Annotated in this window: 22 protein-coding genes and 1 pseudogene; 13 read left to right on the top strand and 10 right to left on the bottom strand. The window is 69.5% G+C overall.

What is annotated here, in order from left to right; all coding sequences use genetic code 11:
* The first annotated feature begins 129 nt into the window (after window positions 1-129).
* Entirely contained in the window at window positions 130-867 is a 738-nt protein-coding gene (locus BLV72_RS46190; RefSeq protein WP_093470067.1) for an SDR family oxidoreductase, read from the top strand.
* A 35-nt stretch (window positions 868-902) separates the two neighbouring features.
* Here BLV72_RS46190 and BLV72_RS46185 read toward each other — a convergent pair whose 3' ends face one another.
* The 3 genes from BLV72_RS46185 to BLV72_RS47595 form a co-directional block, all read right to left on the bottom strand.
* Complete coding sequence (locus BLV72_RS46185; protein WP_167746549.1) at window positions 903-1,280, bottom strand: hypothetical protein; 378 nt, start codon at window positions 1,278-1,280, stop codon at window positions 903-905.
* 198 nt (window positions 1,281-1,478) lie between these two features.
* Window positions 1,479-2,315 carry a DUF8017 domain-containing protein gene (locus tag BLV72_RS46180; RefSeq protein WP_244321353.1) on the bottom strand — a complete coding sequence of 279 codons (837 nt, stop codon included), beginning with the start codon at window positions 2,313-2,315 and terminating at the stop codon, window positions 1,479-1,481.
* Between the two features lie 221 nt (window positions 2,316-2,536).
* A complete protein-coding gene (locus BLV72_RS47595; protein ID WP_143059878.1) occupies window positions 2,537-2,803 on the bottom strand; it encodes a MarR family winged helix-turn-helix transcriptional regulator in 267 nt (88 codons plus the stop codon).
* Between the two features lie 114 nt (window positions 2,804-2,917).
* On the opposite strand from BLV72_RS47595, the gene BLV72_RS46175 reads away from it, so the two are divergent.
* Window positions 2,918-4,333 (top strand): amidase, encoded by a 1,416-nt coding sequence (locus tag BLV72_RS46175; protein WP_093470065.1) that lies wholly within the window; start codon window positions 2,918-2,920, stop codon window positions 4,331-4,333.
* Window positions 4,334-4,447: 114 nt separating this feature from the next.
* On the opposite strand, the gene BLV72_RS46170 is transcribed toward BLV72_RS46175, so the two are convergent.
* Complete coding sequence (locus BLV72_RS46170) at window positions 4,448-5,614, bottom strand: DSD1 family PLP-dependent enzyme (RefSeq protein WP_093470064.1); 1,167 nt, start codon at window positions 5,612-5,614, stop codon at window positions 4,448-4,450.
* A 382-nt stretch (window positions 5,615-5,996) separates the two neighbouring features.
* Between BLV72_RS46170 and BLV72_RS46165 the strand changes: the two genes are divergently transcribed.
* Genes BLV72_RS46165 through BLV72_RS46125 form a run of 10 tightly spaced genes read left to right on the top strand, consistent with a single transcriptional unit; the run spans window position 5,997 to window position 15,285 of the window.
* On the top strand, window positions 5,997-7,079 hold the full coding sequence (locus tag BLV72_RS46165) for a polyamine ABC transporter substrate-binding protein (protein WP_093470062.1): 1,083 nt from the start codon (window positions 5,997-5,999) through the stop codon (window positions 7,077-7,079).
* Between the two features lie 35 nt (window positions 7,080-7,114).
* Window positions 7,115-7,954: an ABC transporter permease gene (locus tag BLV72_RS46160; RefSeq protein WP_244321352.1), complete on the top strand. Its 840-nt coding sequence runs from the start codon at window positions 7,115-7,117 to the stop codon at window positions 7,952-7,954.
* Window positions 7,954-8,721, top strand: coding sequence for an ABC transporter permease (locus tag BLV72_RS46155; RefSeq protein ID WP_093470059.1), 768 nt, complete (start codon window positions 7,954-7,956; stop codon window positions 8,719-8,721). Before BLV72_RS46160 ends, BLV72_RS46155 begins: the two co-directional genes overlap by 1 nt.
* Complete coding sequence (locus BLV72_RS46150; protein WP_093470058.1) at window positions 8,718-9,761, top strand: ABC transporter ATP-binding protein; 1,044 nt, start codon at window positions 8,718-8,720, stop codon at window positions 9,759-9,761. Before BLV72_RS46155 ends, BLV72_RS46150 begins: the two co-directional genes overlap by 4 nt.
* A complete protein-coding gene (locus BLV72_RS46145; protein WP_093470057.1) occupies window positions 9,758-11,056 on the top strand; it encodes a glycosyltransferase in 1,299 nt (432 codons plus the stop codon). Before BLV72_RS46150 ends, BLV72_RS46145 begins: the two co-directional genes overlap by 4 nt.
* Window positions 11,053-12,159, top strand: coding sequence for an ABC transporter substrate-binding protein (locus BLV72_RS46140; RefSeq protein ID WP_093470056.1), 1,107 nt, complete (start codon window positions 11,053-11,055; stop codon window positions 12,157-12,159). Before BLV72_RS46145 ends, BLV72_RS46140 begins: the two co-directional genes overlap by 4 nt.
* Window positions 12,160-12,195: 36 nt before the next feature.
* The gene (locus BLV72_RS46135; protein WP_093470055.1) at window positions 12,196-12,978 is read left to right on the top strand and encodes an ABC transporter ATP-binding protein; all 783 of its coding nucleotides are present in this window, start codon (window positions 12,196-12,198) and stop codon (window positions 12,976-12,978) included.
* Complete coding sequence (locus tag BLV72_RS50900; RefSeq protein ID WP_244321351.1) at window positions 12,975-13,184, top strand: hypothetical protein; 210 nt, start codon at window positions 12,975-12,977, stop codon at window positions 13,182-13,184. Before BLV72_RS46135 ends, BLV72_RS50900 begins: the two co-directional genes overlap by 4 nt.
* A gap of 2 nt (window positions 13,185-13,186) precedes the next feature.
* On the top strand, window positions 13,187-13,783 hold the full coding sequence (locus BLV72_RS46130) for an ABC transporter permease (protein ID WP_244321350.1): 597 nt from the start codon (window positions 13,187-13,189) through the stop codon (window positions 13,781-13,783).
* 32 nt (window positions 13,784-13,815) lie between these two features.
* Window positions 13,816-15,285 (top strand): dihydroorotase, encoded by a 1,470-nt coding sequence (locus BLV72_RS46125; protein WP_093470054.1) that lies wholly within the window; start codon window positions 13,816-13,818, stop codon window positions 15,283-15,285.
* A gap of 250 nt (window positions 15,286-15,535) precedes the next feature.
* Here BLV72_RS46125 and BLV72_RS51340 read toward each other — a convergent pair whose 3' ends face one another.
* The 3 genes from BLV72_RS51340 to wrbA all read right to left on the bottom strand — a co-directional run bounded on the left by BLV72_RS51340 (window position 15,536) and on the right by wrbA (window position 17,114).
* The gene (locus tag BLV72_RS51340; protein WP_280143051.1) at window positions 15,536-16,018 is read right to left on the bottom strand and encodes a thiamine pyrophosphate-binding protein; all 483 of its coding nucleotides are present in this window, start codon (window positions 16,016-16,018) and stop codon (window positions 15,536-15,538) included.
* A gap of 78 nt (window positions 16,019-16,096) precedes the next feature.
* Complete coding sequence (locus BLV72_RS46115) at window positions 16,097-16,318, bottom strand: hypothetical protein (protein WP_093470053.1); 222 nt, start codon at window positions 16,316-16,318, stop codon at window positions 16,097-16,099.
* 175 nt (window positions 16,319-16,493) lie between these two features.
* Complete coding sequence (gene wrbA, locus BLV72_RS46110) at window positions 16,494-17,114, bottom strand: NAD(P)H:quinone oxidoreductase (protein WP_093470931.1); 621 nt, start codon at window positions 17,112-17,114, stop codon at window positions 16,494-16,496.
* Between the two features lie 237 nt (window positions 17,115-17,351).
* Here wrbA and BLV72_RS46105 point away from each other — a divergent pair, with 237 nt between their 5' ends.
* Window positions 17,352-18,113 carry a pirin family protein gene (locus tag BLV72_RS46105; RefSeq protein ID WP_093470052.1) on the top strand — a complete coding sequence of 254 codons (762 nt, stop codon included), beginning with the start codon at window positions 17,352-17,354 and terminating at the stop codon, window positions 18,111-18,113.
* A 204-nt stretch (window positions 18,114-18,317) separates the two neighbouring features.
* Here BLV72_RS46105 and BLV72_RS46100 read toward each other — a convergent pair.
* From BLV72_RS46100 to BLV72_RS46090, 3 genes and pseudogenes are all read right to left on the bottom strand, one after another.
* Window positions 18,318-18,596: pseudogene (locus BLV72_RS46100) on the bottom strand (FAD-dependent monooxygenase); the annotation flags it as partial.
* The gene (locus tag BLV72_RS46095) at window positions 18,586-19,521 is read right to left on the bottom strand and encodes an ABC transporter permease (RefSeq protein WP_093470051.1); all 936 of its coding nucleotides are present in this window, start codon (window positions 19,519-19,521) and stop codon (window positions 18,586-18,588) included. The gene BLV72_RS46095 and the pseudogene BLV72_RS46100, both read right to left, overlap by 11 nt.
* Complete coding sequence (locus BLV72_RS46090; RefSeq protein ID WP_093470050.1) at window positions 19,518-20,126, bottom strand: ABC transporter ATP-binding protein; 609 nt, start codon at window positions 20,124-20,126, stop codon at window positions 19,518-19,520. Before BLV72_RS46090 ends, BLV72_RS46095 begins: the two co-directional genes overlap by 4 nt.
* Window positions 20,127-20,221 lie beyond the last annotated feature (95 nt).

Raw genomic sequence — 20,221 nt, 5'->3', positions numbered from 1 at the left:
CCCTTCGCTTGCTAAACGGAGGGGCGCCCATTTAGCCTCTCGTCAGGTAAGTGGGGGCGCCCCCAGTTCCACTGTAGGCCATGGGCCATGGTCCAACCCGCACATATCCCCCTCGGAAGGATGTTGATCATGTCAGGTGTCGAAGGCAAGGTCGTAGCGATCACCGGTGCCAGCAGCGGCATCGGAGCGGCGACGGCGACCTACCTCGCCGAGAGGGGCGCCCGGCTCGTGCTCGGGGCCCGGCGCGAAGACCGGTTGCAGGCGGTAGTGGACCAGATCACCGCGCAGGGCGGCTCGGCCGTCGGGACGGTCACCGACGTGACGCGCCGCGAGGACCTCCAGCGCCTGACGGACACGGCGGTCGACCGGTTCGGCCGGCTCGATGTCCTGGTCTCCAACGCCGGCACGATGGCGGTGTCACCATTCGACGAGCTGCGCCAGGACGACTGGGACGCAATGGTCGCGACGCACATCACCGGCCTGCTGAACGGCATCGGGGCGGCGCTTCCCCTCTTCCGGCGGCAGCGCTCCGGCCAGTTCGTCAACATCGCCTCCACCGCGGCCTACGTCGTGAAATCCCCGCAGGCCGTCTACGCGGCCACCAAGACGGCGGTGAAGGTGCTGACCGAGGGACTGCGCCAGGAGTCGGGCCCCGACCTGCGGGTCACCCTGGTCTCGCCCGGGTTCACCAACACCGAGGGCGTGGGCAAGGGGGCGAGTCCCGAGGCAGCGGCGGCGGCAGCCCGACAGCGCGACGAGATGGCCATCCCGCCCGCCGCCATCGCGTCCGCGATCGGCTACGCGATCGAGCAGCCCGCCGGCGTCGACATCAGCGAGGTCGTCGTCCGGCCCACCGCGCAGGCGTGACGACCTGTTTGCGGGCGGTTGGCGCAGGCGCAGCCTCACGCAGCAAGCGTCTGTGCCGCTGCCACCGCGGGCAACGGTGCCACCGGGATACGCACCGGCGCGACCGGGTCATTGGCGGGCCGGACGCGGTAAGTGGTCTTGCCCGGGTCCACGAGGGGATCACCGAGGGTGATCCGCCCTTGGGAGTACAGCCGGTCGCATACGGGGGTGGGCAGAGCGACGTAGCAGCCTCCCCTGTCGGCGATGTGGTCGTACGGCTGCCAGTAGCCGTACCGGCGCCGTCCACGTGCATGCACGGTGAGAAACACCGGAGTACGGGAGTCGGATATGACGCGGAGAACGCCGGCGTCGGCAGCAGCCTCGAACGGGTCGTCGGAACGGGAGCGGGACTGGTAGAGGACGGGGGACACCATGGCTGCCTTCCGAGGGCCGGGACTCACGATCAGCTACTCCAATTAAAGCAGCTATTCGATCTTGATTACAGAACTTCCGCTGGAGCGACGGGACTTGAGATGAGAGGGGGAAGGGGGCCGAGAGGGAACGTGAGCACCCCCGCGATGCTCGCTCCCGCCCTGCCCCCGGATCGCCGCCGCCTCACCGGCCAAACGGTGTCAGCTTCCCGTGGACCGGACGGTGCCCATGACCTTCTCGATCTCGGCGGCCGTCAGCGCGTTCGGAACCCCTTGGTCCGCGTAGATCACCCAGCCGTGCATAGTGCCGTCGGGGAGCTTCTGCGCGATGCTGCGCACGATCGCCTTCGCCGGGACGCATGAGCTCGACCGGTTGGTGACGGTGACCTGGGCGGTCGCGGTGTAGCCGTCGATACCCCCCTGCTTCCACGGCTTGGCCTCGCTGACCTTGATCTTGGGCTTGTGGTCCGCACCCCCGTACGCGGCGAAGCCCCAGTTGCCCGCCCAGTTACGAGCGTTCTCCTGGAGGGTGCCGTCCTTGCCGCCGCCTGTGGTGCCGACGGTGGCGAGCTGCCCCTTGCCCGCCTCGCCGATAGCCTTCGGATTGGGGCTCGAAGCGCAGCCGCCCTCACGGTAGTTGGCGGCCGAGGTCATGACGACGATCGGCTGGCCGTTCTCGTCCGTGTAGGAGAGGGCCGTGTTCTCATCGAAGACCCTCCACTTCTTGGCCTTGGCCGGCACGTCATAGCGGAAGTGGTGCTTCTGCGCGGTCTGCGTCTGCCATCCCGCGACCGCCGGCTGATCGCCCGCAGGGCTCGACGGGGCAGAGGACTGGGACGACCCCGCCGAGGGTGCCTTCGACTCCGCGGCGCTGGTGTCCTTGTCCGTGGCCTCGCCGGTGTCCTCGTTGCACCCGCTCAAAGCGACGGCCATGCCGATGCCGATGGCCGCGATCAGGGTCTTCTTCGTTCGCCGGGACGATATACGGGTGGACTGCGGGGGCTGAGCGATGGGCTCGATGATCTTTGAATGAGACATGATCGGCACTCTAAGCCAGTCGCGTTGCCGCCCGTTCCCCCCGTGGGTGTCCCACTGCGAGATGGATACCGGCTCGTGACACATCACATGAAGCTGATACACGCGGCGCGGCGCGGCTCGCGAAATACCGCTCAGGTCATCGCCCGGCAGGCGCACTCGCTCGAGTACCGGTCACCGGGGGCTTGTCGGGCAGACTGCCGGGGAACCTGCCAGGCGGTCCATCAGGCGGGCGGCGAGCAGCAGGACCTGCGCTCGGTCTCATTGAGGTCGGCCAGGGCGATGTCGAGCCATGCGTCGCGCTGTGCCAGGTCGTGGGCGAGGGCCTCGCGGCCCGCCTGCGTAATCTCCAGCACCTGCCGCCGGCCATCGTGGGTGTCACGCGTACGGCTGATCAGGCCGTCGCGTTGCAGCCGGCGGTGATGGCGCTGGTCGCGATCGCCTGGGGGACGCTGCTGATGTGGGTGGCGCACCGCATCGGTCTCGTCCAAAGGCCACCGGCGGCACCGCGTCGAATCCGGCCGCGCCGGCCACCCCTCGGTTCGAGAGGCGCATGAGCTGACCGGACGCAGTATTGATAACTCGAGTAGCAACGTGGAGGTTGGATGAATGTGGACAGGTCCATTTACCGGGACGCGACCGAGCTGGCCGAGCAGATCAGGACACGGCAGGTGTCGGCGGTCGAGGTGGTGCGGGCGCATCTGGACCGGATCGAGGAGGTCGACACACGGCTCAACGCGATGGTGACGGTGCTCGGCGAGCAGGCGCTCGCCGCGGCACACGCCGCCGATGAGTCGGTCGCCGCCGGTGCCCCGCTCGGACCCTTCCACGGTGTGCCGTTCACGGTCAAGGACGCGCTGGACGTCGAGGGCGTCGTGACCACACGTGGCTCCGTGCTGTTCCGCGACTATGTCGCGGCGGCGGACGCGACCGCCGTGGCGCGGCTTCGGGCAGCCGGTGCCATTCCGCTGGCCAAGACCAACCTGCCCGAGTTCTCCTACTGGACGGAAACCGACAACCTGCTCGTCGGCCGGTGCCGCAACCCCTGGGATGTCGAACGAACACCCGGTGGTTCCAGTGGCGGCGAGTCGGCCGCGATCGCCGCCGGGATGTCACCGCTCGGGCTGGGCAGCGATGTCGCCATCTCGGTGCGTGGCCCGGCGCATGACACGGGGATCGTCGCCCTGAAGGCAACCCGGGGAAGAATTCCGATCACCGGACACTGGCCGGAGGTTCCCCGGCGCTACTGGCACGTCGGCCCGATGGCCCGCAGCGTGCGGGACATCGCGACCGCGCTGCGCGTTCTGTCCGGACCCGACGGCGCGGATGGTGAGGTGCGGCACTCGCCGCCCTACACCCAGGCCCCGAAGGAGGTGGCCGGGCTGCGCGTCGGCTGGATGACCGAGCCCGGATTCGGTCCGGTGGACCGTGAGGTGGCGGCCACGGTCTCGGCCGCGGCCGATGCGCTGCGCGAAGCCGGCTGCACGGTCGAACCCGCTCCTCTGGAAACCCTGGAGGCGGTGGACGGGACCGAGCTGAGCGCCATCCTGTTCGCCGCGGAGACGGGGCCGTTCTTTCGGCGAGTGGCCGCCGGCCGCGAGTCCGAACTGCACACCGTCATGCAACGCACCATCGCTGCTCCGGAGGTGGCGTTCGACGACTACATCGCCGCGCAACAGCGAGTTGAGGCGCTCAGTTCGCTGTTCGCCGGCTACTTCGAGCGCTATGACGCGCTGCTGTGCCCCGTGTGCCCCGTACCGGCCCCGCCTCATGCGCAGCGGACGCTCCGTGTCGGGGACCTGACGGTACCGGCGAGCGGCATCATGCGCGCCACCGTGCCGTTCAACCTCACCGGCCTGCCCGCGCTGTCGCTGCCGTTCGGGGCCGCCGGCGATCAGCTGCCGATCGGTGTCCAGCTCGTCTCCCGCTGGTTCGACGAGACGACCGTCCTGCGGCTGGGCGCGGCACTCGAGTCGGTCAGTCCCGTCCGCCACCGCTCCCCCGACCTCGCCCGCCGCTGATCCCTCGCCCGCACGCGGCGTCGGCCCCGTCAGGCCGCCCCGTCGCGTCTGCACGATCGTCGCCGCCGGCCATCCCGGCCCGGTGGACAGCGTTTTCGTGGCGGGCAGGGCGGGTCACCAGCCGCTGATGCGCTGCCAGACCGCTTGGACGGCGGGTGCGTCCGTCGCCGTCCGACCGCTGTCGATGACGTGGTAGCCGCGGTGTTGTGCGGCTGTGGCGCAGGCGTGGTTGGGCAGGACGCGCAGACGGGTGCCGACGGGCAGGTCGGGCAGGGTGGCGCCGTCGCGGGCGGTGATGGTGCCGTGTTCCTGGCTCGCGGCGCTCATGACCAGGCCGGGGATCAGATGCCCCGCCAGGTCGGTGACCAGGCCGTACCCCTGGTCCTGCGGCTGAGCCGCCGTGCCGCGGTCGCGGGACATCGCCATCCAGCCGCCGTCGGTGACGATCCAGCCGTACTCGGGACGATGTCCGATGACGGTGACGACGACCGACAGCGCGAGGTCGTCGACCTGGCACACTCCGAGACCGGCCATGACCAGGTCGAAGAAGACGTAGTTGCCGGCGCGCAGTTCGGTGACGCCGGTGAGGTCTTCGGCGGCGTGTGCGGTGGGCGTCGAACCGACGCTGACGGTGGTCACGGACAGGCCGGCGGCGCGCAGATTCTCGGCGGCGGCGACGGCGGTGTCGCGTTCGTTCTTCGCCGCCAGCCGCTGCTCCTCCGCGGAGTAGGCGAAGTAGGACTCGCCAGCGTGGGTCAGCACACCGTCCAGACATCCGGCGTCGTGCAGGGTGCGACCGATGTCGACGAGGGCGGGGGCGTCGGTCTTGAGGCCGCCGCGGTGGCCGTCGCAGTCGATCTCGATCTGCGTGGGAATGCTGATGCCCTCCCGACGGGAGGCTTCCGCGACGAAGGCGGCCTGCTCGGTGCTGTCCAGCAGGACGCGGAGGGTGACGCCGCGGCGCAACAGGGCGATCACGCGGGGGAGTTTGTGGCGGGCGATGCCGACGGCGTAGGTGATGTCGGTGTAGCCGCCGTCGGCGAACGCCTCGGCTTCGGCGAGCGTGGAGACGGTGACGGGGTACGGCGCGCCACCGTGCATGAGGGCGGCCACGTCAAGGCTCTTGGCCGTCTTGACATGCGGCCGCAAGGCGACGCCGAGGTGGTCGGCCCTGGCCGCGAGGCGGTCGATGTTGCGCAGCGCCTTGTGTGCGTCGACGACCGCGAAGGGGGTGTCGGGGTCGGCGAGCGTCCCGGTAGTGGTGGAAGGGGTGGAGGTCATGGGGTGAGGTCCGTTTTCTCGAGAGTTGTTCGCGGTCGCCCGGATCGCTTGCCCGCCGTCGCCCTGGGGCATGGCTCGCGTCCCGCGCTCACATCATCAACGAAAATTCCACTTATAGACAATAGCGCTAGCTTGCGTCGTGCCCGGGCACGGTTCCCCCGTCCGCACAGGGCGAGAACGCGGCCGGACAGGGCGAGAACGAGGCCGGACGAAACGGCCGTCTTGCCCGGTGCATGCCAATAGTGCGAAACTCCGGAAACCGATGCCTGTCCGCGAGCCGTTCGGCGAACCGGGCACGACCCACGCTCAGCCGGCTGATCTCGACAGCAAGCGACAGCAAGGGAGTGGCGTGTTAGGCGCACTGAGGTTCAGGCATGTGTCCATGGCGGCGACTGCGGCCGTCCTCGCGCTCCTTCTCCCCGCATGCGGCGGCGACGGCCAACCGACCGGAAGCGGCCCCGCCGCCTCCGCGTCGCTCGACCCCGAGGCGGATCTCAGCAAGCAGCGGCTCACCGTCTCGACCTGGGACGGCTATATGCCGAAGAACCTGCCCGCCCGGTTCAAGTCGGCCGTCGGCACGCCCATGACCGTCGCCAAGCACAGCACCAACGAGGAGATCGTCGCCAAACTGACCGCCTCCGCCGACAGCGGCATCGACGTGGCGTTCGTATCGGGCCAGTACGCGCAGGCGCTCGCGGCGCAGGGGCTGCTCGAACCCATCCACCACGATCTGGTCCCGCACCTGGGGAACCTGGACCCGCTCGCCGCCCGGCTCGCCCATGACAAGGGCAACGTCATTTCCGTCCCGTACACCTGGGGCACCACCGGGCTCTGCTACCGCAAGGACCTCCTCGGCTACACCCCCGACAGCTGGAACGACCTGCTGAAGCCGCGCGCCGCGGTCAAGGGCAAGGCCACCATGCTGAAGACCGAACGCTGGCTCTTCCTCCCCGCGCAGAAGGCGCTCGGCTACTCGGTGAACACCACCGACAAGCAACAGCTCGCCGGGATCAAGAAGTTGCTCCTCAGCGCGAAGGACGGACTCCTCGCCTACGACGACACCACGTTCGGCGACCGGCTCAGGTCCGGGGAGGCCGTGCTGGCGGAGGCCTGGGACGGCTGGTGCCCGACCGACGACAAGAGGATCGGCTTCGTCGTCCCCAAGGAGGGCAGCGACCTCTGGACCGACACGATGGTCATCCTCAAATCGTCGAAGAACAAAGAGGCGGCGCACGCCTTCATCGACTACGTCCTCGACGCGAAGGTGCACTCCTGGGTCGCCTCGAACATCTTCTACAAGGTCCCCAACACCGCCGCCATGGCCGAACTCGATCCGGCCCTGCTGAAGAGCTATCCCGCACTCGCCATGCCCTCCGGGCAACTGCTCAAGGGTGAGTCCGTCGTCGACCTCGGGGACGCCGCGACGGCGTACGCCCGGATCGTCACGGAAGTCACCGCGGGCTGATGGCCCGCCGAAGGAAGGCGGCCGGAGGACCACATGTGCGAGCCCGTCTCGTCCTGCTCGGCCCGGGCCTGTGCTACCTGGCCGTCCTGCTCCTGCTGCCGCTGGCCCTGCTGATCGGCTATACGGTCTTCCGGCGGGGCCGCTTCGGCGGAATCGCGTACGAGGACGGACACACCGGGGAGAACTTCGCGCGGCTCGCCGACCCCCTCTACACCGGCGTCCTCACCGACTCGCTGCGCATCGCCGCCGTCACCACGCTGCTCGCGCTCCTCCTCGGCTACCCGACCGCGTACGCGATCAGCCGGCTGCCCGGCAGATGGCGCACGGTCGCCCTGATCCTGGTCGTGCTGCCGTTCTGGACCAACTTCCTGATCCGCACCTACGCCTGGATCGTGCTGCTGTCCAGCCGAGGTGTGGTCAACTCGGCCCTCACCGGCATCGGGCTGATCGACCGGCCGCTGAAACTCCTCTACACCGAACCCACCGTCGTCCTCGGACTGCTCTACGCCTATCTCCCGCTGATGGTGCTGCCGCTGTACTCGGCGATCGAGCGGGTCGACCCCCGGCTGCTCGAAGCCTCGGCCGATCTGGGCGCCCGCCCGGCCCGCACGTTCTGGAGCGTGACCCTGCCACACACCCTGCCCGGCGTGCTGACCGGCTGCGTCTTCGTCTTCGTGCCCAGCCTCGGCAACTTCGTCGTCCCCGAACTGCTGGGCGGCGGGCACACGGTCATGGTCGGCAACCTGATCAGGGACCAGTTCCTTAACGCACGGGACTGGCCGTTCGGCTCGGTGCTCGCCCTCGCCCTCATGGCGTTCCTGGTCCTGCTGCTCATGGCGCAGGCCCGGGCCGGGCGCCGGCTGGGCGGCCGCTGATGCGCCGGGCGACGCTCCTCCCGCTGTGGTTGACGTACACCTTCCTCTACACGCCCGTCGTGGTGCTGGTGGTGATGTCCTTCAACCGCTCGGACAGCCCCTACGAGTGGTCCGGGTTCAGCACCGCCTGGTACGGCACGCTGGCCGGTGACGACGAGGTCCTGCGGGGCCTGGCCAACACGCTGATCGTGGCCGCGGGCGCGACCGCCCTGTCCACCGTCCTCGGCACACTCCTCGCCGTGGGGCTCGCCCGCCACGCGAGCCGGTCGCGGCTGCTGCCCGCCCTGTCGGTGCTGCCCGCCGTCCTGCCGGACATCGTGCTCGCGATCGGCCTGCTCGCCTTCTACTCACTCGTCTCGGCCACCCTCGGCCTGCAGTCGGTGCTGCTCGCCCACACCGTCTTCGGCCTCGCCTTCGTCACGGCCGTCGTGCGCACCCGGATCGCCCATGTCGGCCCCTCCCTGGAGGAGGCCTCACGCGACCTCGGCGCGGGCGAGGTCACCACGTTCCTCCGCATCACCCTGCCGACCCTCGCCCCCGGCATCGTGGCGGGTGCGCTGCTGACATTCACGCTCTCGCTCGACGAGTTCGTCATCGCCTTCTTCACCGCGGGACCGAAGGATCCCACCCTGCCGATCGTCATCTACTCGATGATCAGGTTCGGCGTGACCCCGGAGATCAACGCGCTCGCCACCCTGCTGCTCGCGGTCAGCTTCACCGTGGTGATCGCCGCCCAGCGCGTCAGCCGGCTGACGGAGGCGCTGTGATCCGTATCCATGCCGTCACCCGGCGGTTCGGCGAGGTCACCGCCCTGGACGGGGTGAGCCTGGAGATCGGGGAGGGCGAGTTCTTCGCCCTGCTCGGCCCGAGCGGCTGCGGGAAGACGACCCTGCTGCGCGTCCTCGCCGGATTCGAGGCCCCGGACAGCGGCACGGTCACCCTGGACGGCCGGGACCTGCTGGGCGTGCCCGCGCACCGGCGGCCGGTCAACCTCATGTTCCAGTCGTACGCGCTGTTCCCGCACATGAACGTGGAGAAGAACATCGCGTACGGGCTGGCGCGGGAAGGGCTTCCCCGCGCAGAGATCGGCGAACGGGTCGCGGCCGTCCTTGCCACCGTCGGGCTGACAGCGCAGGCCCGCAGACGGCCCCACCAGCTGTCCGGCGGGCAGCGGCAGCGGGTCGCCCTCGCCCGTGCCATCGTCAAACGCCCCCGTGTGCTGCTGCTCGACGAGCCGCTGTCGGCGCTCGACAAACAGGTCCGCGCCGAGATGCAGCTGGAGCTCAAACGCCTCCAGCACCAGGTGGGCGTCACCTTCCTCGTCGTCACCCACGACCAGGAGGAGGCCATGTCGCTCGCCGACCGGATCGCCGTCCTGGACCGGGGGCGCGTCCAGCAGGTCGACACCCCCGTCGAGCTCTACCGGCACCCCCGGAGCCGGTTCGTCGCGGGCTTCGTCGGCGCCAACAACGTCTTCTCCGGACGGCTGCTGCCCTCCGGCGGACTCGAGGTACCCGGCGTCGGTGTTCTGCCCGCTCCGGCCGGGAAGGCGGCGGGGCTGGTCGGTGTACGCCCGGAGAGCATCCGGCTCGCCGCCGGGGAGGCGGACGCTTCCTTGCACGGCACGGTGATGGACATCAGTTACTTCGGCGGCTCCTCGAGGATCGCGGTCACGGTCCCCGGTCTGGACCGGCCGGTCCTGCTGACCGTCGCGGGCCCGGCCACGGTCACCTCCGGGGCCCGCGTCGCGCTGTCGTGGGACCCGGAGAGCGCGGTACTGATCGAGACGACGGGAGACGCCCCTTGAGCGGAGACCTGACCATCCTCTTCGCGCCGGAGAGCGCGTACGGTCCGACCAACAACTGCGTCGGCATAGGCGACGTACTGCGCCGGCGGGGCCACCGCGTGGTGTTCGCGGCGGAGGCGTCCTGGAAGGGCAGGCTCGCCCCGCTCGGCTTCGAGGAGGACCTGGTCGACCTGGCCCCACCGCCCGAAAAGCCCCAGGAGGCGGGCCAGTTCTGGAAGGACTTCGTACGGGACACCGCCCCCGAGTTCCAGAAGCCCACGATCGAACAGCTGGGCACGTGGGTCAGGCCGGTCTGGGAGGAACTGATCAACGGCGCCCGGTACTGCGAACCTCAGCTCAAGAGCCTCGTCGACCGCGTCCGCCCGGACGTGATCGTCGAGGACAACGTGGTCTGCTTCCCCGCGCTGACCACGGCGGACGTGCCCTTCGTGCGGATCGTCTCCTGCAACCCGCTGGAGATGAAGGGCGAACACGTTCCCCCGCCCTTCTCCGGGTACCCGGCCGGTGACCGCGCGGGCTGGGCCGAGTTCCATGCCGAGTACGACCGCACGCACCGCGAGCTCTGGACCGAGTTCAACGCCTGGGTCGTGGACCAGGGCGCGAGGCCCCTGCCCGACCTGGAGTTCATCCACGAGGGCGAGCTGAACCTGTACGTCTACCCGGAGATCGCCGACTACGCCGAAGCCCGCCCGCTGGGCCCTGCCTGGCACCGGCTGGACTCCTCGGTCCGCGAGACCGACGAGGAGTTCACCCTGCCGCCGGAGTGGGCCGAACGGCCTGAGGGCAGCGCGCTGATCTATTTCAGCCTGGGCTCCCTCGGCTCCGCCGACGTCGGCCTCATGCGCCGGATCATCGCCTCCCTGGCGCGCACCCCGCACCGCTACCTCGTCTCCAAGGGGCCGCTGCACGACGAGATCGAGCTGCCTCCCACCATGTGGGGCGCGGAGTTCCTCCCGCAGACGCGGATCCTCCCGCTCGTCGATCTCGTCATCACCCACGGTGGCAACAACACGACCACCGAGAGCCTCCACTTCGGCAAGCCCATGATCGTGCTCCCGCTGTTCTGGGACCAGTACGACAACGCACAGCGGATCGCGGAACTCGGCTACGGCGTCCGCCTCGACCCGTACCGCTGCACCGACGCCCAACTGCACGGCGCCCTTGCGGAGTTGCTCGGCGACGCCCGCCTGCGGCACAGGCTGACGGAAGCCTCCAGGACCATCCGGGCCCGCGACGGGCTGCGCACCGCCGCCGACCTCATCGAGCGGCGCGGCCACGAAAGGCAGGGAACATGAAGCTGTCCTTACGGCTCGGCCTCGGCGTCGCCGTCCTCGCGGCGCTCTCCGCCTGCGCGGACGGGCCCTCGTCGTCCTTTGATGGCGACTCGGGCGCCCGGGCCACACTCCAACTCGCCGTTCCCTCGGCCGTGATCGCTCCCAAGGAAGAGGTCGCCACCTATGCGGTGAGCGACGCCGAGGGCTATCTGGCCGAGGAGAAGCTGAAAGTCGACGTGATCAACACCGACGGGTCGGTGGCAGCGGTCCAGGCCGTTGCCTCGGGCAGCGCCGACATCGCGCCGGCCGACGCGGGCGCCATCCTCGCCGCACGGGAGAAGGGCGTCCCGGTGAAGGTCATCGGGGGCCTGGTACGGAACTGGCCGTGGCGTATGGCCGTCCGGCCCGGCAGTGAGATCAGGAGCCCGGCTGACCTCAAGGGCAAGAAGATCGGGGTCATCAGCCTCGCCTCCGGCTCGGCCATCTACGCCCGCGCGTACGCGAGCGACGCCGGACTGGACGCGGCCGAGGACGTGGACCTGCTGCCGGTCGGCGTGGGGGCGCAGGCCCTGGCCGCTCTGGAGAACGGCAGGGTCGACGTGCTCGCCCTGTACACCCAGGCGTACACCACCATCGAGAACACCGGCACCGAGCTGCGCTATCTCGACAACTCCGATGCGTTCGACGGCATCCGCTCCCTGACCTACACGGTGACCGAGAAGACCCTGAAGGAGAAGAAAGACGTGCTGACGCGCTACTTGCGCGCCTCCTACAAGGCACTGCTCTTCTCCGCCGTCAACCCCGAGGCCGCGATGCGCGACGGCTACCAGGCATTCCCCCAGCTGCTGACCGGCAAGAAGGCCGAGGACCGTATCGCCGACGACACCAGGACCCTCGAGGCGTGGATCGAGACCGCGGTCCCCGCCACCGGTGAGCCCGCGAACTTCAAGGACTGGGGTGCGATCGGCGACGTGGAGTGGGACAAGACGGTCGCCTACACCAGGACGGCCGGCCAGATCACCGAGGACGTCCCCCTCCCGGAGCTGTGGGACGGCAGCCTGCTGGGGGGCGCGAACGACTTCGACCCGGCGGCCGTGATCGCGAAGGCGAAGGCCGCCGGGTGACGGGGGAAGGCGGGGAGAAAAGGAGAGCGGGGAGCCATGGACGAAGACCGCTGGATCGAAGTCACCGGACTGCACAAGACCTACCGGCCGCGCAGGTCCGAGCCGACCCACGCGCTCTCGGACGTCACCTTCACGGTCCGACGCGGCGAGTTCCTGTCGGTCGTCGGCCCGTCGGGGTGCGGTAAGACCACCCTGCTCAAGATCCTCGCCGGGATCGTCTCCAGCAGCCAGGGGACGGTCCGCGTCGCCGGCCGCGATGTGACGGGGCCGCTGCCCGAGGTGGGCATGGTCTTCCAGACGCCGATCCTCCTGCCCTGGCGCACCGTGTTGCAGAACGTGATGGTGCCCGTGGAGGTGCGGAAGCTCGACGCCTCGGTGTACCGGGAGCGGGCCGAGCGGCTGCTCGCGATGGTCGGCCTCGACGGCTTCGAGGACAGGCACCCGCATGAGCTGAGCGGCGGGATGCAGCAGCGCGCCGGAATCTGCCGGGCCCTGGTGCACGACCCGGCCGTGCTGCTGATGGACGAGCCCTTCGGCGCACTCGACGCCCTGACCCGCGAGTCGTTGAACGTCGAGTTGCTGAGGATCTGGCGGGCGAGCGGCCAGACCGTCGTGTTCGTCACCCACTCCATCCCCGAGGCGGTCCTCCTCTCCGACCGGGTCGTGGTTCTCAGCCGCCGCCCCGGCCGCATAGCCGAGATCGTCGACATCGGGCTCGAACGCCCGCGCACACTCGGCGCGATGGCCTCGGACCGCGCCGGAGTCTTCATCGAGCGGGTCCGCAGGCATATCAACGCCACCTGGGTGACCGACTCATGAAACGACTGGGCAAGCGGCGGCTCCGCGTGGACCTGCGAGAGCGCCCCGAACTGCTGCTGGTTCCCGCCGTCTTCGTCGTCACCATGCTGGCCTGGGAGTTCGCGGTCCCCGCCTTCGGTATCGACGACTACGTGCTGCCGCGCCCCTCGCAGATCGTCGACGCCCTCCGCACGCAGCTGGCGGACCCCTTGTTCTGGGGCATCTGAAGGTGACGGTCCTGGAGTCGCTGTACGGCTTTCTGCTCGGAGTGGCGGCGGCGCTGGTGCTGGGCACCGCGATCTCCCAGGTGCGGCTGATCGAGCGTACCTTCATGCCGTATGTCGTCGCCTTCCAGACGGTGCCCAAGGTGGCGCTCGCGCCGCTGTTCGTCGTCTGGTTCGGCTTCGGTATGACGAGCAAGGTCGTCATGGCGACGGTGATCTCGTTCTTCCCCGTGCTGGTCAACGTCATCGAGGGGCTGCGCTCGGCCGACGCCGACCGGATCCAGATGCTCACGGTGTTCGGCGCCGGCAGGTTCCAGGTGTTCCGGATGGTGCGGCTGCCGAGCGCGCTCCCCTTCCTCTTCGCCGGCCTGGACATCGGGATCGTCTTCTCGATCCTCGGCGCCGTCGTCGGCGAGTTCATCGGCGCGAAGGAGGGCCTGGGATACCTCCTGCTGCAGACCAACTACAACTTTGACATCGCCGGGATGTTCGCGGTGCTGGTGGTGCTCTCCGTACTGGGGCTGATCGCCCACTTCATCATCCGGTTCGCCCGGAAGCGGATCGTCTTCTGGGCCGAGGAGAACCGGGTGATCGGCGCATGACGAGCTGAGGACGACAGCGGCAGGAGGCCCGCATGACCGCATACGACCTGGTGGTGAAGAACGCCCGTGTCGTCACCCACGACCACGATGATGCGCGCCCCGCGGACATCGCCGTCAGCGGAGGCCGGATCGCCGCCGTAGCCTCCGGCATCGCCACGGAAGGCGCCCGTCGGGTGGTCGACGCCGGCGGCAGGCTGGCGTTCCCCGGTGTCGTCGACGCCCACCAGCACTGGGGGATCTACCACCCGCTGCCCGAGGACGCGGCCACCGAGAGCCGCGCGTGTGCGCAGGGAGGCGTCACCAGCGCCCTGACCTACACCCGGACCGGTCGCTACTACCTCAACAAGACCGGAGCGTACGCCGACTTCTTCCCCGAGGTGCTGACCGCCGCTTCCGGCCGCGCCCATGTCGACTACGGCTTCCACCTCGCGCCGATCTCGCGCGCTCACCTCGACGAGATTCCCGACCTGATCGAGCGGTTCGGCGTCACCTCGTTCAAGGTCTTCATGTTCTACGGCAGCCACGGTCTGCACGGCAGGTCGGCCGACCAGAACGCGTTCCTGATGCTCCCCGAGGACGAGCGGTACGACTACGCGCACTTCGAGTTCGTCATGCGCGAGGTGCAGGCGGCCCGTGAGCGGTTCCCCGACCTCGCCGATGAGATCTCCCTCTCCCTGCACTGCGAGACCGCCGAGATCATGACCGCGTACACCAGGCTGGTCGAGGAGGCGGGAGACCTGACCGGGCTCGCCGCCTACAGCGCCTCCCGGCCGCAGCACTCCGAGGGCCTCGCGGTCGCCGTCGCCTCCTACCTGGCGCACGAGACCGGGCTGCCCACGATCAACCTGCTGCACCTGTCGTCCCGCAAGGCGGTCGACGCGGCCGTGCGGATGAGCCGGGCGTTCCCGCACATCGACTTCCGCCGTGAGGTGACCGTCGGGCATCTGCTCGCCGACATCACCACCGCACACGGCCTCGGCGGCAAGGTCAACCCGCCGCTGCGGCCCCGCGACGACGTCGAGGCGCTCTGGGAGTACATGCTCGACGGCACCGTCGACTGGGTCGTCAGCGACCACGCGTGCTGCCGCGAGGAGGTGAAGTTCGGCGTGCCCGAGGACGACGTCTTCCTCGCCAAGGCCGGCTTCGGCGGCGCCGAGTACCTCCTCCCCGGCCTGCTCACCGAGGGAACGAAACGCGGCCTGCCGCTGGGCCGGATCGCCGCGCTGACCTCCTGGAACCCGGCCCGGCGCTATGGGCTGCGCGCCAAGGGCAGCCTCGCCCCCGGCTTCGACGCCGACATCGCCCTGGTCGACCCGGGCCGCACCTGGACCGTGCGCGCCGCGGAGTCGGAGTCGACGCAGCAGTACACCCCGTTCGAAGGCTTCGAGCTGACCGCCCAGGTCACCGACACCTTCGTGAGGGGCCACCACATCCTGCAGGCGGGCAAGGTCGTCGGCCCACCCGTCGGCGTCTACCTGCGCCGTCCGACCGGCACCGCCTGAGCTGGGAAACGGCAGCATTCCCGACAGCGTCAAGCTCAGGACGGGCGCGTGGTGGTAGTCCGCGGCGGCGAACGCCTTGCCCAGCTTGACGAGAGACTCCGGGGCGTCCAGACGTTCCATGACTGCCTCGATGAAGACGAGCCGGTCGCGGTTGCTCCTGGCCGTGTCGAGCGCGGCCGCGAGGGTGTCCTCGGTGTCCGCCTTGGCGGTGATGGCCAGGTTCTGGGGGTCGAATGCTTCGACCAGCCGGTCATATCGCCAGGTGGCGATGTCGTTGTAGCTCGCGTCGGCACCGAGGATGCAACGCTCGACCGTGTAGCCGTCGTTGTCGACCAGGATGATGACGGGGGTGAGCTGCTGCCGCAGCACCGTGGAGAGCTCCTGCGCCTGAGCTCCACCAGCTGGTCGGCGAGGTGGGCACCGACTCGGCGTGCGCGCCGGCGACACCGTTGAGGGCACTCAGCTCGCCCACGCCGAAGGTGGTGACCAGCGCGGCGATCCCGTTCAGCCGGCCGTAGCCGTCCGCGGCACAGGCGGCATTGAGCTCATTGCAATTCCCCACCCACTCCAGGCCGTCCACCGCCTCGACCTGGTCCAGGAACTCCATCTGACAGTCGCCGGGCACCCCGAAGACATGCCTGACCCCGACCTCCCGCAGACGGCGCAGCAGGTAGTCACCGACCGTGCACACGCCCTTGACGCGACCCTTCTCGATGCCCTCGATTCCTGCCACGCCGGTCTGCCCGTGACGATGCGGACACCGGTGGCTCCCCCGACCCACCGGACCCCGGGACGTGCCCCGCCGAACGGGTTACGGACGGCCGGGCGCGGCCCGGCTCATGCCCGAACAGCAGTGCGCTTTCCCTACGGTGGACAGCAGGACCGGGAAGAGGAACGTCCCGAGGGCGGCGCCCAGTTTTCCGCATCCGGCGGCGAAGCCGTGGGCCGCGGTGCGCATCTCGGGCCGTGGCTGGATGAACGCCTTCAGCCCCTCGGGCGGCACCTCCAGCCGCGTCCGGTCGGCGTCGGTCACCTGGACCGACGCCGACCAGTGCCGCGGGCGACGGGCGCAGCGACGCCCGGGGACGCACGCGGACGCCCCAATGCCTGTACGGGGAGGGGATTCCGCGTGTGGGCATGCCTGGGCCGGCCGGCCGTACGACGTGGTACGGCCGGCCGGCCCAGGGTGGCGTTCGCCGGTGGCGGGCTCAGGCGGTGGCGAGGCCGGCCTTGAGGGCGGTGGTGAGGCGCACGATGCGCTCGGCCTGGACGCGGGCGGCCTCACGGGTGGTCTGGTCGACGGGGTTGCTGCCCTGGCCGTCGACGTGGGAGGTGCCGTACGGGTTGCCGTCGGCGAACTTGGCGGGGTCGGTGTAGCCGGGGGCGACGATGATGCCGCCGAAGTGATGGAAGGAGTTGTACAGGGCGAGCAGGGTGGACTCCTGGCCGCCATGGGTGGTGGCGGAGGAGGTGAAGCCGCTGTAGACCTTGTCAGCGAGCTTGCCCTCGCCCCACAGGCCGCCGAGCGTGTCGATGAACTGCTTCAGCTGCGAGGCGACGTTGCCGAAGCGGGTGGGGGAACCGAAGACCACGGCGTCGGCCCATTCGATGTCGTCCGGGGTGGCGTCGGGGATGTCGGCGGTGGCGGCGGCATTGGCGGCCCAGGCGGGGTTGGAGTCGATCGCGGCCTGCGGGGCCAGTTCGGCCGCCTTGAGCAGGCGGACCTCGGCACCGGCCTTCTCCGCTTGCTGGGCTATCTGCTTGCTGATCTCGGCGATCGTGCCGGTGGAGGAGTAGTAGACGACGGCTACCTTGATCGGGGCGCTCACGGTTGTGGTCTCCGTTCCGTTGGAGTCGTTCGTGCGATTGCGGCTGAAGATGCCCATGGCGGATTTCATCCTTGTTGGTCCGTGCCCGCCGATCAGGGCACTAGTTGAACCGTAAACCATATGGAGGGCGATCAGCACCCCGGCGGCGACGGGAATGATTCGGCTCGCGATGTTGTATAACGTTCAACTACATCGCCGGGTCGGCACCCCGGCCACACGGACAGAAAGGACACCACCATGGCCTCCCTGCTCGACATCCGGCGCGCCGATGAGCGTTTCCACACCCGCGCCGGCTGGCTCGACTCCCACCACTCCTTCTCCTTCTCGCGCCACTGGGACCCCAAGAACACCCATTTCGGACTTCTGCTGGTCTCCAACGACGACGTCGTCGCCCCCGGCACCGGCTTCGAGACCCACCCCCACCGGGACATGGAGATCATCACCTGGGTGCTCGACGGCGGCCTCGTCCACCAGGACTCCGAGGGTCACAACGGGGTGATCTACCCCGGCCTCGCCCAGCGGATGAGCGCCGGCACCGGCATCCTCCACAGCGAGAAGAACGACTCCTGGACCCTTACCGGCCAGCCCGAGCACGACGACCCCGTCCACTTCATCCAGATGTGGACCATCCCCGACGAGTCCGGTATCCGGCCCGGCTACGAGCAGCTCGACATCAACGACGAGCTCGCTCTCGGCGGCTGGGCCACGCTCGCCTCCGGTATGCCCGGGCACAGCAACCAGCGGGCGATCGGCATCCGGCAGAAGCACGCCGCCCTGCACGTCGCCCGCATCCGCCCCGCCGAGACCCTGGAGATCGTCACCGCTCCCTTCGTCCACCTCTTCGTCGCGCGCGGCAGCGCCGAGCTGGAGGGCGCGGGGGCACTGGCCACCGGCGACGCGGTCCGTGTCACCGGCGCGGAGGGCCAGCGCGTCACCGGCGGCCCCGACGGCGCCGAGGTGCTCATGTGGGAGATGAACGCCGCCATCTCCACGGCCTGAGCCCAGCTCCACCAGGAGGATGGCCGGTCCCGCCCGTCGTCCCTGGTTGTCACGCCAGGACAACGGGCGGACTGCACCCATCGAGCCGGTGGTGGACCATCTCCGCGTCCCTCGCCCCGGAGCGGGCGGGCTCCGCAGAGCCATCGACACCGTTACCGCAGCGGCCCTCGTCATCTGGCCCCGCGCATGACCGGCCGGGCGAGCCTAGTGACTCTGCTCAGTGATCATCCTGAGCATGGCCTGGGCCGTGTTGTTCTCGGAGTCGATCCCTTGGACCTCGGCGCCGTCGAACATGACGGGCTCGGCGCCGCGGGCGAACAAAGCCTGTTCGTAGGTGGTCAGTGCGGCCTCGATGTCTTCGGGATGCGCCGCGAGGTCCTTGCCGAGTTCGGCGCCGTCGAGCATGGCCAGGTTGGCACCTTCACCGTTCGGGGCTGCGAGATGGGCTGCGTCGCCGAGCAGGGTCACTCCCCTAGGAAGGCGGCACCTGCTCTCCTGCCGTGGACGGTCCTGATCCGTGTGACGGTGGCCGCCCGGTGCGATGGGAAGAAGGCTCGCCGACCGGGACGTCGTCCGTCCGCGGTGCGGCTTGGGGGTGGCGGGGCGGGACGACACGCGGCCGCCCACTCTTGCCGAGGGTGTTGCGGGTGCGGCAGTGGAAGGCGAGGAGGGCGATGAGTGCGGCGGCGGTGAACCATCCGGCCTGGATGGCGAGGTACTTCGGAAGCGGAGTGGTGGAGAACCCGGCGCCGGTGGCCGCCTGCATCGCACCGTAGGAGGGCAGGTAGCGCACCACGCTGCCGTCGGAGCTGGAGCTGTAGAGGGGATTTTGCAGGGCGAGGTCGATCACGCTGGTCATCACGATGGCGAACATGCCCTCCACCTCGCGGCGCAGCAGTGAGCCGAAGGCGACGCCCAGGGCGCCATAGGTGATGCCGGCGCAAAAGAGGGCGGCGGCGAGCAGGATGGGCTGCTCGGGCGCCCAGAAAGTGCGGGTGAGGATGGTCGCGTAGGCGGCCACGGCGGCGGAGGCCAGCGTCAAGGAGGTGAGTTTGGCGAGGACGAGATGGGTGCGGGGGTAGCCGGCCAGGGCCAGTCGGCGGTCGAAGTGGCCGCCCGCGAAAGAGGCCGCGAACATCATGAAGCCGACGATCAGGGTGACGGCGTTGAGAGCGCCGGTGATCTCGGTGAGCTGGTTGCCGTGCGGGATGAGCAGCTTGCCGGTCGCCCGCAGTCGGAAGCGGGTGTCGGTGCTGGGCACGGACCAGAACGCCAGCGCGGTCCACACGGGGATGAACAGGGCGATGAGGACCATGGCGAAGCGGTTGCGCAGATGCTCGATCAGTGCGTAGCGGGTCGCCGTCATGAAAAGCGTGCGGTTGCGGCGTACGGCTCGGGGAGGTGTCATGCGGTGGGCTCCGCGGTCCGCCCGTGGAGACGGCCGCCGTCCAGGCGCCACAAGGCGTCGAGGCGTTCGGCGTCGTAGGCCAGGTGGGAGACCACGAGGACCGATCGGCCGTCCTCGCGCAGCCGGGTGGCCAGGTCCCAGAACCGCTGGTAGGTCTCCCAGTCGAAGCCCTGGTAGGGCTCGTCCAGCAGCAGGGTCCGCGGATGGTGCATGAGGGCCAGGGTGAGGTTCAGCTTCTGCCGGGTTCCGCCGCTGAGGACTCCGGCCCGTTCGTCGGCGTACTCGCTGAACTGGAGTGTCTCCATGACCTCTTCGGCGCGCACCAGGTCACTCAGGCCGTAGGCGACCTTGAAGTACTTCAGGTGCTGGCGGACGGTGAGCGCGTCGTTGAGGACGGCGGCCTGCGGGCAGTACCCGAAACCGCCGTAGTGGCGGACCGTGCCGCGATCGGGGGCCAGTTCGCCTGACAGAATCCTCAGCAGGGTCGTCTTGCCCGCGCCGTTCTCCCCGACGATTCCGGCCAGTACACCGGGGCGCAGTCGCAGGTCGACACCGCCCAGCACCGCACGACGGCCGTAGGCGTGGTACACGCCGGTCACCTCCATCGAGGGCCTCCTCCCCTTGGCGTTCCGCTATAACGAGCGGGCGGCGTCGAGGGCACGGTGACGAGCCGGAATCCGCGCCGCGCTGTCATCCGATG

Origin of the sequence: Streptomyces melanosporofaciens (assembly GCF_900105695.1) — a bacterium.
Lineage (GTDB): Bacteria > Actinomycetota > Actinomycetes > Streptomycetales > Streptomycetaceae > Streptomyces > Streptomyces antimycoticus.
This window is presented reverse-complemented; position numbering and strand designations above follow the sequence as displayed.